The following is a 13,508-nucleotide window of genomic DNA, read 5'->3' on the forward strand; positions in this document are numbered from 1 at the left end:
GTTCCCTCCTCAGGCTCAGGAAGCGCCCGGCTGCATCTCCACGCGATTCTTGCCCTGTTGTTTGGCGCGATAGAGCGCCAGATCCGCCGACTCGATGAGCGAGGTCGACGCCATGTGGGTGCGCGGCACCAACGCGGCGCCCCCGAGGCTGATCGTCACGTGGCGGCCGTTGGCCGAGCCCACGTGCGGAATCGCCATCGCGTCGATCTGAGCGCGCACCTTCTCTGCGATGACTGCCGCGCCGCTGGCCGACGTGTTCGGCAGCACCATCACGAACTCCTCGCCGCCGAAGCGCGCCGCAAGATCGGCCGGACGCGACGCCGCATCGGCGATCGTGCTGGCGACGCGGCGCAGCACGTCGTCGCCAGCGATGTGGCCGTAGGTATCGTTATAGATCTTGAAGTTGTCGACGTCGATCATCAGCAACGCCATCTCGCGCTGCTCCCGCAACGCGCGACGCCATTCCGCACCGAAGTACTCGTCGAAATAGCGGCGGTTCGCCAGCCCCGTGAGGCCGTCGGAGTGCGTGAGCCGCTGCAACTCCAGATTCGTTTCCAGCAACTGCTGCTGACTCTCGCGCAGCGCGCGGTAGGCCTCGTCGCGTTGAAGCAGATTCATATACGAGCGCGAGTGATAACGAATGCGGGCCACCAGCTCGATGGTATCGGGCAGCTTGACCAGATAATCGTTCGCCCCGGCCGAGAAGGCTTCGCGCTTGATCGTCGATTCCTCTTTCGTCGAGAGCACGATGATCGGAATGTCGCGCGTGAGCGGACTGGCACGATACTGCCGCACCAGCGACAGACCGTCGGTGCCCGGCATCACGAGATCCTGCAGGATCACGGTCGGACGTGTCTGTTCCGCCACGCGCAGCGCGTCTTCGGGATTCGAGCAGTAGTGGAAGTCGATATTCGCTTCGCCGGCCAGCGCCCGGCGGATCGCTTCGCCAACCATTGCCTGATCGTCGACGAGCAATACCATCGCCGACGAATCGTTCAGGCTGCTCTCGGCACCGGTCATTTGCGCCGCCGTGATCGGCTGGCGTGGGGTCGTCGTCATGATTTACGTCCTGTCATACAGTGCCAAATAGGGCCACCAATTGGGGCGCAATGGTCGGTAGCGCCAGAATCTCCGACGCCGCGCCGGCTTCGGCTGCCGCCTTGGGCATGCCGTATACGGCGCTCGTCGCCCGATCCTGTGCGATCGTGATAAAGCCCTGCGCGCGCATGGCGCCGAGCCCGGCCGCGCCGTCTCGCCCCATGCCCGTGAGCAGCACGCCCACTGCGCGCGCACGCCAGTTCTCGGCCACGCTTCGCAGGAAGACATCGATCGACGGCCGGTACACGGCCTCCTTCGGTTCGTCGGAATACGAACATCGGCCGCTCGCCTCGACACGCAGATGCCGGTTGCCGCCCGCAAGCAACACCACCCCCGCCGCCGGACGCTCGCCCGCCTGCGCCAGACGCACGGTAAGCGGTGTCTGCTGATCGAGCCAGGTCGCCATGCCGGGGGCGAACGCATCGTCCACATGTTGTACGACGATCACACCCGCCGCGAAGTTCGCGGGCAGACGTCCCAGCAGCGTCGCCAGCGCGGCCGGCCCGCCGGCGGACGCGCCAATGGCGACCAGTGCGTCAGTATTCGCCGCGACGATGGGGGAGACGGCAGGTTGCGGCACGCGGGCCTCGGCCTGTTGGGCGGCCACGGCCTCAATCTTCGCGAGCAGCGACGACGCCGGACGCGCCAGGTCCGACACCCCGAGTACCGGCGTGTCGACCGCATCGACGGCACCGGCCCCCATCGCATCGAAAACGAGGCTAGCGTGATGGCCGACGTCCGACGTCACAATCAGAATCGGGCAGGGCGTGCGGCGCATGATCTCGCGCGTGGCGGCCACGCCGTCCATCACCGGCATGACGAGATCCATCAGCACGAGATCCGGCGGAACGGGCGCGCACATCGCCACGGCCTGAGCGCCGTCGTACGCGACCCAGGCCACGTCGAGTCCCGGGCGTTGCGCGAGCGTACGGCGCAGCGCTTCGACAGCGATGATCGAATCGTTCACGATCCCGATTTTCATGCCCCCGGCTCCCCAATGAGATCCACCACGGCACGCAGCAGCGCGTCGTCATGGAAGCTGCCTTTCGCAAGGTAATAATCCGCGCCGGCGTCGAGTCCGCGCTGGCGATCTTCCTCGCGATCCTTGTATGACACGATCATGACCGGCAAATCGGCGGTGCGCGCATCGCGCTTGATGAGCGTGACCAGTTCGATGCCGTCCAGGCGCGGCATGTCGACATCGGTAATCACCATGTCGAACGTTTCGCTGCGCACGGCATTCCAGCCATCCATGCCGTCGACGGCAACGCTGACATCGTAGCCGCGCGCGGCGAGCAGTTTGCGTTCGAGTTCGCGCACGGTCAGGGAATCGTCGACAACCAGCACGCGCTTGCGGCCGCGGCCGCTCGCCTGTGCGGCGCGCATCGGCAGCCGTTCGAGCGAACCCATCTCCACGGCCTTCGCAATCGAGCGCACCAGATCGGCCGTATCGATGATGAGGAGCGGCGAGCCGTCTTCCGCGAGTGCACCGGCGGCGATGTTGGGCACCTTGCCCAGCCGCGTATCCAGCGGTTGCACGACAAGCATGCGCTCGCCAAGGAATTTATCGACGGCCAGCCCATAGCGCGCGTCGCCCTCACCGAACACAACCACCGGCTGATCCCCGGCCACCGCAACCGGCTCGCTGCCGCACAGCACCTGCTGCGCACTCACGAGCCCGATCTGTTTGCCGTCGAGCGTGAAGTGCGGGCGGCCTTCGAGCATGTCGATGTGTTCCTGCGGGAGCGCCAGCGTGCGTGAGAGGCTCGCCAGCGGCAGCGCGTAAGGCTCGCCGCCGATTTCGACCAGCAAGCTGCGCACCACCGAAAGCGTCAGCGGCAGTTGCAGGATGAACTTGGTGCCGCGCCCCGTGGCGTGCTCGATACGCACGGTGCCACGCACCTGCGCCACCATCGCCCGCACGGCATCGAGTCCGACGCCGCGTCCCGAGATGTCCGTCACCGTATCGCGCAGCGTAAAGCCGGGCAGCATCAGAAACTCGAGCAGTTCGTTGTCGTCGAGCCGCCGAGCGGTGTCTTGCGTGACCAGTCCGCGCGCGATGACCGCTCGCCGCACGCGCTCGAGATCGATGCCCGCGCCGTCGTCGGCCACGCTCACGAGCAGCAGGCCCGCGCTGTGCCGCGCGCTGAGTGTGATGACGCCCTCGGCGGGTTTGCCTGCCGCCGCGCGCTCGGCCGGGCTCTCCAACCCATGGTCGACGGCATTGCGCAGCAAATGGCCCAGCGGCGCTTCGAGCTGATCGAGAATGTCGCGATCGACTTGCGTGTGCGCGCCGCGAATTTCCAGTCGTGCCGGTTTGCCGAGCGAGCGGCCCAGATCGCGCACCATGCGCGCGAATCCACCCAGCCGGTCGTCGAGCGGACGCATGCGGCATGCGAGCGCTTCGTCATATAGCCGCTGCGACAGTTGCGTCGAGCGCCGGTCAAACTGGTCCAGCTCATGGATCTGTTCGGCCAGCAACGATCCACCCACACCGAGGGCGCGTCGCAGATCGGCCAGCGCGGCGAGCAGCTGTTGGCGATCTTCGTCAGAACGGTCCGCCGCCTGCGCGAGCGCCGAACTCACTCGATCGAGCGCTTCGCCCGCTTCGTGTTGATGACGTTTGAGCCGTTGCAGCGATTGGGCAAACGGCTGCGACCAACGCGAGGCCACCAGCGCCTCGCTCGATAGCTGGAGCAGCCGGTTCAGGCTGTCGGCCGACACACGCAGCGCACGTGAGGCGTGGTCTTTGCCTTCGTCGTCTTCTCGCGTGTCGTGGCCGAGGGGCGTGTCGGGCGTGTCGGGCGTGTCGGGGGCGTCGCGGGTGTCGTGCCAGTCGGGTGCGAGCGGCAGTCCCTGTGCCGCGACGGGTGCCGGCTCGGGCACCGCAGGTGGCTGCGCTGTCTCGACGCCATAACTGGCGTAATCGAATGCCGCCGGTTCAGGTGACGTGGCAGCGTCCTGCCCCGCGCCGCCCGTCAACGTTGCGAGGTGTTCGGTGAGGGCCGTCACGAAGGCGTCAATCTCGGCTTTGCCCGCCCCCTGCGCCCAGCCCGCGTCGCGGCCCGGCGGATGCGCCAGCCGCATGAGCAAGTCCACGCCCTGCAGCAGGCGATCGATGATTGCCACGTCGAGCAACAGCGCACCACGTTGCGCCGCAACGAAGGCGTCTTCAAGCACATGCGCGAGCGAGACGCCAGCCTCCACGCCAACGATACGTGCCGCCCCCTTGAGCGAGTGCGCTGCGCGCATGCAGGCTTCGAGACGCGCCGCGTCGGCAGGCGCTCGCTCGAGCGCCAGCAGCCCATCGCCGAGCACTTGTGCCTGTGTTTCCGTCTCCATGCGGAACAGGTCGAGCAATGTGGCGTTGCTCAGATCGCCGCTCATGCGAGACTCCGGTCGAACGCCGCACCCACGCGCAACGGATCGAGTACGCCGACGACATGCTCCCGCCAATGCAATACCGCAACGGCGAATCCGTCGGTCGCGCCGAGCGTCGTCGCAGGCACCAATCCCATGGCGGTTTTGGCCGGGGCCACGGTGCCGTGAACTTCCGTCACGGGAAACGCGCTCAGATGGTGGCCGTGACGCAGCGCAAGCAGCCGCGACGTGCTTGTGCGCAAGGTATTCAGAGGTGAGGGCTGGGTTTGCGGTGCCGGCTGCACGCCGAGCAATTCGCCTAATGACAGGCATGGCACGAGCGCGCCACGCAAGTTGACCAGCCCAAGCAGTGCGCGCTGACGATGCCCCGGCACCGAATGCCAGGCACGCATCGGCGCCACTTCTTCGATGGTCGAGGCGGGTAGCGCCAGCCATTCGTCGGCCAGACGGAACAACAGCAGCGACGGCCCGCGCGCAGTCTCTTCCTCGCCGGGAACGGCACGCCAGGGTGCCGGGTCGGCGGGCACGACCGGCAACCGGTCAAGCAACTCGGCCGCCTGCCGGTGCAACGTATGGGGGTCGGCGTTCAACCTGGGATTCGGGTTGCGCTCGCCGGATACGAGACCCGCCTCACGCGCGATTTCGCGATTTGTCATCGATGTCGGGTCCCGTCGCGATGCGCGTGGTCATGGGGTTCAGCGGCCCCCGTATGCGCCGCGCGCTCGGCGCGTGCGGCACGTTCCAGCAGGCGTTTGGCCCCTGCGGTGTCGCCGCGCGCCTCGAGCTGTGCGGCGCAATGCACGAGGGCTTCGTAATGTCCCGGATCGAGATACAGCGCACGACGGTAGTGAACGAGCGCTCCCTGCGCGTCGCCCCGGGCGTCGTCGACCAGCCCGAGCAGATATTCCGCCTGTGCGTTGGCGCGATCCGTCGCGAGCACATTACGACACAACGCCACGGCATGTACGAAGTCGCCTGCGTCGGCGGCGACGCGCGCCTGTTCGAGTTGTTTGCGAATGTCGACCGTGGTGGCGTTGTCGGGTGGCGCCACCGGCGGGGTCGCGCACGGCCTGGCGGGCAACGGCGAAAACGCCCGCACCGGGCTGGCATGCGCAACATGCGTCGCCTGCGTGCGCCGCTGCGCCGCCGCATCGACGGCACTCACCGGTGGTGCCGGGCTGAACGGCGCCAACGTTCCCGCCACACGCGATGCGGCAGCAGGCAACGGTGCTACGTCGCTCACCGGCCCCGTCACGCGGAACGAAAACGCCTGCACGTGTCCGGTCGACGTCATACCGTTGCTGGTCAGCGTGCCCCCTTCGGCCGGTCCGGCGAAGAGTGTCGCGCCCATGCGCATGAGACGCTCGAGCGCGGCAATCGCGCGACGCTGGCCGTCGCGGTCAAAGTAGATCAGGACGTTGCGAAAGAACACGAAATCGAACGTGCCCAGCCGGTCGGCGAGCGACGCATCGAACAGATTGCCCGAATGCCATCGCACCTGCGTGCGAAGCGCATCGACGATGCGATAGTGGTCGTCTTCCTGAGTGAAGTAGTGCTCGCGAAACTGCATCGAAGCGGGCGGCCCGCGAAACGAATTGCGACCGTATATCCCGTCGCGGGCCACGGCGAGCGCGCGTTCGCTGATGTCGAGCGCGTCGACGGTGAACTCACCCGGGCCGAAGCCCGCGTCCAACATCGTCATGGCGATCGAGTACGGCTCTTCACCCGTGGCACATGGCACACTCAGCAGTCGCAATGCCTGCGTCTCGCGTACCGTTGCGCGTCGGGCGGCACGTTCGTCGAGCGCCATTTGCGCGAGCGCCGTGAATGCCTCGCGGTGACGGAAGAACCAAGTCTCTGGCACCACCACCGCTTCGATCAGCGCCTGAAGCTCCTGCGGCGATTGCTGCAGGCGTTGCCAGTACAGCGAATACGAGGGCGCGTCGTGCAGTTCGGGCGAGAGCACGGCGAGCCGGGCTCGCACAGCGCGCTCGATGGCATTCGCGCCAAGCGTTTGCGCATCGAGACCCATCGTGTCGCGCAGCAGGCGTTCGATGTCTCGCACGTGACTCATGACGCCACCTCCGGCACCTCGGTCAAGGCGTCGCGCGCGGCGTCGAACAGCAGCGCGCGCGCCTCGTCGGTCAGCAACTGATCGACTCTCACCCACTGCACGAGCCCGTCTTCGGTGTCGAGCACCGGGCCCAGATAGCGGCCTTCCGGCAGCTCGACGCCGCTAGTCTTGAACGCTGAAGCCTCGGCCCGCAGCGTATCGGTCGCGCGCTCGACGAGTACGCCGAGGCGACGCGCATCGGGCCCGGGCGCCGGGTAGTGGACAATCACCAGACGCGTGGACCGGCGCGCCGGCGCGAGCTCGCCGGTAGCGAGGCGCGTCAGATCGATAACGGGCACGGATTCGCCGCGATAGCTGAACGCCCCCGCCACCCAGGCGGGGGCGGCGGGCAGGCGCTTGAGCGCAAGCCACGGCAGCACCTCAGCCACATGACTGGCGTCGATGACGTAATGATCGGTCGCGATGGCGAAACGCAGGAACAACATGGCGATGTCCGCGAATGACGAAGAAGGCGTTGGAGACTGACGTTACACCGGCCCCGAGGCCGGCAGCGTCTGCACCTTGAAGCGCGACACGCCGCTCTTGAGGCCGTTGGCGACGTGATTGAGTTCTTCGATGGCCTGACTCGACTGTTGCAGCGACTCGGCCGTCTGTTGAGCCGCCTCGGAGAGCTGCACCAGCGCCTGATTGATCTGCTCGGCACCGGTGGCCTGCGCCTGCATGCCCTCGTTGACGACCTGAAAGCGCGGTGGCAGCGTCTGCACCTGCGCAATGATCTGCGCGAGCTGATCGCCGACCTGACGCATCTCGTCCATGCCGCGCCGCACTTCCTCTGAGAACTTGTCCATGCCCATGACACCGGCCGACACCGCCGACTGGATCTCCTTGATCATCTGTTCGATGTCGTAGGTGGCCACCGCCGTCTGATCGGCCAGACGCCGGATTTCAGTAGCCACCACCGCAAAGCCGCGCCCATACTCGCCTGCCTTCTCGGCCTCGATGGCCGCGTTGAGCGAGAGCAGGTTGGTCTGGTCCGCCACCTTCGTGATCGTGGTGACAACCTGATTGATGTTGCCCGCCTTCTCGTTGAGGATGCCCAGCTTGCCGTTGACCGACCCCGCAGCTTCCATCACATGGCGCATGGCGTCTTCCATGCGCGTGAGGCCAACGTGGCCGGTGCCCGCGAGTGACGCGGCATGGTCTGCCACCCCGGCGACTTCGGTCATGGTGCGCGCCAGATCGCGCGACGTGGCGAAGATCTCGCGCGACGTTGCACCGATCTCCGTCGTGGTCGCCGCCGTCTCCGAGGCAGTGGCCTGCTGCTGGCGCGACGTGGCGGCGATCTCGGTCACCGACGTCGTTACCTGCAACGCCGACTTCTGCGCCTGCCCGACGAGCCCCGTCAATTCATCCGTCATCCGGTTGAAGCCGGACTCCAGTGCGCCGAATTCGTCACGGCGCGCCAGATCGAGACGCTTGGTCAGATCGCCCGAACGCATGACCTCCAGAATCTGCATCACGCTCGCGAGCGGCACGCTGATCGCGCGGAACAGCAGCCAGCCACACAGCACTGCGCACGCGAGCGCCACGGCCAGCGTGATGAGCAGCATCGCCTTGGCCGCCGCCACCGCCTCGGCGATGTTGTGGGTCGACTCGTCCGCAAAGGTCTTGTTGGTGTCGACCAGACGCTGAATCGCTGAACGCCCGCGCCCCCATTCGGGGAAAAGCTGATCCGAGAGCATCGCGCGCGCGGCGGGCATCTGGCCGTCGGCCACCAGCTTGAGCACCTGATTGCTGATGCGGCCGTATTGCTGCCGCACACCGCGCACTTCGTCGTACTGCATCCGGTCGACGGAGCGGTTGACGGTCGTGCCGTAGTCCTTGATCCAGCCATCGATCTTGGTATCGGCCGCGCGAAGGGCGTCGAGATCGAGCGAGCGCGTCTTGTCGTTATCGTCGATCGCCACGACCTGCTGGAGCAACTGGTAGCTCTCGAACCATGCGCCGCGCAGCATCGTGCTGTAGTACAAGCCCGGCGTGGAATCGGTCTCCACGCTGTGCGCCTCCTGCTCGATGGCAATCAGCCGCGTGTAGGCCACGCCCGCCATGAGGGCCATCAAGGCGAGGATCAGGCCAAAACTGGCCAGAATGCGATGTCGGATCGACCAGTGTTTCACGCCGCGCTCCCGTTCGTTGTGCATGCCCGGTGCCGGGGAAGGGCGACGCGGGCCTTTTTGAGGTTACGCCGATTCTATTACAGCGGCCCGGCCGGGCAACGCCGGTCAGGCCAGGTATTTGGGCTTATTTCTGATTTCGGCGACCCGGCCGACACCAACGGGGCCGGGACGCCCACTCAGCGAGTGAGTTCGCGCAAGGCGCCGGCGGTCATGGGGGCGAGCGCGAGCGGCGCCGCGGCGGCCGTCAGCGCGCCGAGCGACGCCGCGTTATCCGGTGAAACACGGCCATCCGGCAGGTAAAGATTGTTTTCGAAACCGATGCGAGCGTGGCCGCCCTGCAACACGGCCGCCAGCGCGCACTCTGCCTCGCGCGGGCCAAAGGCGCACATCGCCCACGGTGTTTCGCCAGCAGCCTCCCCCGTCCCCTGTGCGCCGGCCTGCCAGGCCGAGAGAAACGGCAGCAGATCCGAGGGCGACGACAACTGCCCCTTGCTGTATCGGCCCAACACGAACAGCACCCAATGGCGGCCCGGACGGATTGCCCCGCTCGCGCGCAAACGCCAGTAGTGCGCCACGTCCTCGGTGTCGTACAGGATGTATTGCGCGGTGATGTGCTCCTGCCAGAGCCACGTGAAGAATGCCTCAGCCGCCGGGGCATGCACCGCGTCGGGCGACACTTCGCGCAATGCCACCGAAATCGCTTCGGGATGCAGCGCATGTACGGTCGCGATCTGCTGCTCAGGCGTGTAGATGCCGACCGCCTCGGTCGTCACCTGCAGCACGAGTTCGCGGCCGACGGCTCGCTGCACCGCCGCGATCCCGGCCGTGTAGTCCGGCACTTCGAGACTGTGCGTGCCGTCGGCTTTGCGCACATGCAAGTGAATCATTGCCGCGCCGGCGTCCAGACACGCTTTCGCGCACGCGCCGAGTTCCTCCGGCGTCATGGGCAGCGCCCGATGGTCGGCGTGCGTGCGACGCGCGCCGTTGGGCGCCACGGCCAGCGCGAAGGCTCGCGTCATGCGGCACCTCCGGCCGTCACGCCGGTGACGTCGGCCACCGCCAGCGCCAGCCGTTCGACGATGCGATCGATGTCCTCGGGCCGGCAGATGAACGGCGGCGCGATCAACGCATGATCGCCGTGCACGCCATCGACCGTGCCGCCCATCGGATAGATCAGCAGGCCACGCGCCTTGGCAGCGGCCTTCAGACGCGCATGCGTCTTGTCGCCGGTCGGGAGCGTCTGTTTGGTTGCACGGTCGGCCACGAATTCGACACCGACGAAAAGCCCCCGGCCGCGCACGTCACCAACGTTCGGATGTTCGGCGAAGACCTCGCGCAGACGAGCACGCAGTTGCTCGCCGCGTGCCTTCACATTCTCCAGCAGATGCTCCTCGGCAATCGTGCGTTGCACGGCCAGCGCTGCCGCGCAAGCCATCGCGTGGCCCAGATAGGTGTGGCCGTGCTGGAAGAAGCCCGACCCGCCGACCACGGCATCGAAAATCTTGTCGGAGCACAGCATCGCGCCGATCGGCTGATACCCCGCGCCCAGCCCCTTCGCAATGACCAGAATGTCCGGCACCACGCCGTCTTCTTCACAGGCAAACAGGTAGCCCGTGCGCCCCATGCCCGACATCACTTCGTCGAGCAGCAGCAACACCCCGTACTTGTCGCACACCGCGCGAATGCGCTTGAAGTAGTCGCCCACCGGCGGCACTGCGCCGGCCGTGGCGCCCACGACGGTCTCCGCCACGAACGCAATCACCGTGTCGCCGCCAAGCTCGAGGATCTTGGCCTCGAGTTCGTCGGCCAGACGCTGCACGTAAGCCGCATCGCTTTCGCCGTCGAACCGCTCGCGGTAGGCGAAACACGGCGAGACGTGGTGCGCCGGCACCAGCAACGGCAGGAACGGCTCACGTCGCCACGCGTTGCCGCCGATGGCCAGCGCGCCGAGCGTGTTGCCGTGGTAGCTCTGACGGCGCGCTATGAAGTACTGACGCTGCGGCTGTCCGATCTCGACGAAGTATTGGCGCGCCAGCTTGAGCGCCGCCTCCACACCCTCAGACCCGCCGCTGACGAAGTACACGTGATTCAGATCGCCGGGCGCGCTCGCCGCCAGCGTGTCGGCCAGATGCTCGGCGACCTCCGTCGTGAAAAACGACGTGTGCGCATACGCCAACTGCGCCGCCTGCTGCTGCATCGCCTCGATCACACGCGGGTGGCCGTGCCCAAGGCACGAGACCGCCGCGCCGCCGCAGGCGTCGAGATAGTGCTTGCCGGTGCTGTCGATCAGCTCGATTCCCTGACCGCCGACCGCGACGGGCAACGTCTGGCGCGGATTGCGGTGAAACACGTGAGTCATGCCTGAACCCCTGACGAAAAAGATGACGCGTCGCGCTATGACCCCCGGCCCCCGACACGCGAACAATGTCGCTCAGTGTAGGCGCATCGCCCACGGTTTGCAACATATGTTTCATGCAATTTGCCATCGCAACACTTCGCGCAGTCCCCTTACCACACTCGATGTGTCGTCGCAGTTCACATGCCTCGGGGAAAGCGCGTGCGCGGCCGGGGCATTTCATGCAACAATCGTTACATTATTTCGTCGCCGTGTTGCCATCCCCTAATGACAGAAGCCACAGCGCTGCCGCAGACGCTCGAACAACTCAACACGCAGTTGCGTGAGCGCTACCCCCAGCTCAGCCCGCAATTTCAGGCAGGCGCGCGTTTCCTGCTCGATCATCCGCAGCGCGTGCCAATCAGTTCCATGCGCGCGATTGCCGCCGAGGCCGGCGTGCAACCGGCGACGTTCGTGCGGCTCGCGCAGCATCTCGGTTTCGACGGTTGGCACGGCTTGCGTGAACTGTTTCTCGAATCGATCCGGCTTGGGCCGCAGCCGTATGCGAGCCGCGCACGTCAGGTAATTCGTGAGGGTGATGCTGCGCGCATGGTGCCCGAGATGTTCCGCGTGCAGCACAACAACCTCGACCTGACCGAAGCGGGCGCGAGCGCGTCGCTCGGCGCTGCCGTCGATCTGCTCGCCAACGCAGGTACCGTGCATGTGGCAGGCTTTCGCGCGTGCTTTCCCATCGCGTTCACGTTTCAGTACGTCTATCGTCTGTTCCGGCCGACGGTACACCTGATTCGCGGTGAAGCGGGCACGCTGGAGATGGAATTGCGCGCGCTCTCGGCACGCGACGTGGTCGTCGTCATCAGCTTTGCCCCGTATTCGAACGAAGCGCTGATCGTCGCGCGCGCGGCACGAGCCGCAGGCGCCCGCGTGCTGGCGCTCACGGATTCCACGGTCTCGCCGCTCGCTCTCGACGCCGACGTGACGGTGCTCTTCTCCCACGAAAGCCCGTCGTTCTTCCCGTCGATCACGGCAGGGATCGCCGTGGTGGAGACGCTCGTGGAAATGCTGCTCGCCCGCAAGGGGCGCGGCGCGGTGCGCGCGCTGGAACTGGCCGAAGACCAGTTGCACGGCACCGGCGCGTACGTCAGTCCGGCCGGGGGCGCGGGCAGCCGCGGGCGTGTCAAGCGGGATGCCTGAGTGACACCGTCTCGCGACGCAACGTCAGCGCAAGCGCGACGCTGCCCGCGATCAACGCCGCAGTGAACAACGCCAGCGCAATGGGCATGCCGAAGTGGTCGGCGAGCCACCCGCTCGTCACCACGGGCACCGAAAAGCCGAAGTACGCGAACAGGAAATAGCCGGCCGCCGCACGCGCACGCAACGCAGGCGCGACCGCCGCATTGACCGCCGCCAGCCCGCCCAGATACGTGAAGCCATAGCAGGCAGAACTTGCAATGGCTGCACCGGCGAGCAATGCGTACAGATTCGCGTACGTCACCCCCAGCGCCAGCACAACGAAGCCGAGCGGCACGAGCACAAGGCCGATACGCACGGCTCGCACCGGCGCCATACGTCGCGCGGCCGGTTGAAACAGCAACCCCGTGGAGATGACGAAGAACGCCGCAAATCCTGCCCAGGCGGCATGTCCATGCGCGGCCAGCGCTGCCGGGACAACACCGATGACCACCCCCACGGCCGCCCACGCGAGAAGTATCGCCACCCCCAGCGGCACCGTGCCGGGCGCGAGTACCGGCCAACGCAACCACGGCACGTCCGGGCGGCGCGCAGGCGCAGGCAGCGCCGCCACCGCCAGCGCAGCCACGAAGGCCATCGGCGGGTAGGCCCACAGGCTTATCGGCGGCAGCACCGACGGCGCCACGACAAGGCAAACCCCGGTGAAAAGCGCACCCGCACCGAAGCCCAGCGATGTCGCCGCCGCGACAAGCGCTGCGCCGCGCGCTGCGGCGTCGTCTCGATCGCCATAGAGCTCCGTCATGAACGCCGTGCCGCTGCCCGCGACGAGTCCCGTCGCCACGCCGTAGCACGCCCGCGCACCGCCGAGCCCGACGAGCGCCGGCCAGCGCAACGTCAGCCATGTGCCCGCCACACCGAGCAACAGCGCGATGGCCAACGGCAAACGACGCCCCACCCGATCGGACAATCCCGCAAGGAACAGCAGCGTTGGCACGAGCGCGCCGACGTAACACGCGAAGGCGAGCGCCTGCGCGCCCGCACCGGAACCGCTCGCCGCCGCGTAGTACGGCACCAGCGGTGCTTGCAGATTGACCGCAAACGTCACAAGGAAAAGCTGAAGTGCAAGCAATGGCACCGCCCAGCGGGGCGTGACTCGATGCGACAGGCGATTCGCGGCGTCGCTATGGGAGGCGGGACGAGGCATGCAGTGAACGATTGGAAGAGAGACGAGGAA

Annotated in this window: 11 protein-coding genes; 1 reads left to right on the forward strand and 10 read right to left on the reverse strand. The window is 66.8% G+C overall.

Annotation, left to right across the window (positions count from 1 at the left end; genetic code table 11):
• Positions 1-15: 15 nt before the first annotated feature.
• The 9 genes from PBR20603_RS03415 to PBR20603_RS03455 all read right to left on the reverse strand — a co-directional run bounded on the left by PBR20603_RS03415 (position 16) and on the right by PBR20603_RS03455 (position 11,089).
• The gene (locus PBR20603_RS03415) at positions 16-1,020 is read right to left on the reverse strand and encodes a diguanylate cyclase (protein ID WP_217425938.1); all 1,005 of its coding nucleotides are present in this window, start codon (positions 1,018-1,020) and stop codon (positions 16-18) included.
• A gap of 52 nt (positions 1,021-1,072) precedes the next feature.
• Entirely contained in the window at positions 1,073-2,080 is a 1,008-nt protein-coding gene (cheB, locus tag PBR20603_RS03420) for a chemotaxis response regulator protein-glutamate methylesterase (RefSeq protein ID WP_150558100.1), read from the reverse strand.
• The gene (locus PBR20603_RS03425) at positions 2,077-4,485 is read right to left on the reverse strand and encodes a hybrid sensor histidine kinase/response regulator (RefSeq protein ID WP_150558101.1); all 2,409 of its coding nucleotides are present in this window, start codon (positions 4,483-4,485) and stop codon (positions 2,077-2,079) included. The genes cheB and PBR20603_RS03425 overlap by 4 nt, the downstream gene beginning before the upstream one ends.
• The gene (locus PBR20603_RS03430) at positions 4,482-5,135 is read right to left on the reverse strand and encodes a chemotaxis protein CheW (RefSeq protein ID WP_150558102.1); all 654 of its coding nucleotides are present in this window, start codon (positions 5,133-5,135) and stop codon (positions 4,482-4,484) included. Before PBR20603_RS03430 ends, PBR20603_RS03425 begins: the two co-directional genes overlap by 4 nt.
• Positions 5,132-6,553, reverse strand: a complete 1,422-nt coding sequence (locus PBR20603_RS03435; RefSeq protein WP_150558103.1) for a CheR family methyltransferase — start codon at positions 6,551-6,553, stop codon at positions 5,132-5,134. The genes PBR20603_RS03430 and PBR20603_RS03435 overlap by 4 nt, the downstream gene beginning before the upstream one ends.
• A complete protein-coding gene (locus tag PBR20603_RS03440) occupies positions 6,550-7,038 on the reverse strand; it encodes a chemotaxis protein CheW (protein WP_150558104.1) in 489 nt (162 codons plus the stop codon). Before PBR20603_RS03440 ends, PBR20603_RS03435 begins: the two co-directional genes overlap by 4 nt.
• A gap of 42 nt (positions 7,039-7,080) precedes the next feature.
• Positions 7,081-8,754 (reverse strand): methyl-accepting chemotaxis protein, encoded by a 1,674-nt coding sequence (locus PBR20603_RS03445; protein WP_281355975.1) that lies wholly within the window; start codon positions 8,752-8,754, stop codon positions 7,081-7,083.
• 152 nt (positions 8,755-8,906) lie between these two features.
• Positions 8,907-9,749 (reverse strand): beta-keto acid cleavage family enzyme, encoded by an 843-nt coding sequence (locus PBR20603_RS03450; RefSeq protein WP_150558105.1) that lies wholly within the window; start codon positions 9,747-9,749, stop codon positions 8,907-8,909.
• On the reverse strand, positions 9,746-11,089 hold the full coding sequence (locus PBR20603_RS03455) for an aspartate aminotransferase family protein (protein WP_150558106.1): 1,344 nt from the start codon (positions 11,087-11,089) through the stop codon (positions 9,746-9,748). The genes PBR20603_RS03450 and PBR20603_RS03455 overlap by 4 nt, the downstream gene beginning before the upstream one ends.
• 264 nt (positions 11,090-11,353) lie before the next feature.
• Here PBR20603_RS03455 and PBR20603_RS03460 point away from each other — a divergent pair, with 264 nt between their 5' ends.
• On the forward strand, positions 11,354-12,277 hold the full coding sequence (locus tag PBR20603_RS03460; protein ID WP_150558107.1) for a MurR/RpiR family transcriptional regulator: 924 nt from the start codon (positions 11,354-11,356) through the stop codon (positions 12,275-12,277).
• Here the strand turns inward: PBR20603_RS03460 and PBR20603_RS03465 are convergent.
• On the reverse strand, positions 12,261-13,478 hold the full coding sequence (locus PBR20603_RS03465; protein ID WP_150558108.1) for an MFS transporter: 1,218 nt from the start codon (positions 13,476-13,478) through the stop codon (positions 12,261-12,263). The two genes, PBR20603_RS03460 and PBR20603_RS03465, sit on opposite strands and share 17 nt — an antisense overlap.
• Between the last annotated feature and the right edge of the window lie 30 nt (positions 13,479-13,508).

The organism is Pandoraea bronchicola, from assembly GCF_902459805.1.
Classification (GTDB): domain Bacteria; phylum Pseudomonadota; class Gammaproteobacteria; order Burkholderiales; family Burkholderiaceae; genus Pandoraea; species Pandoraea bronchicola.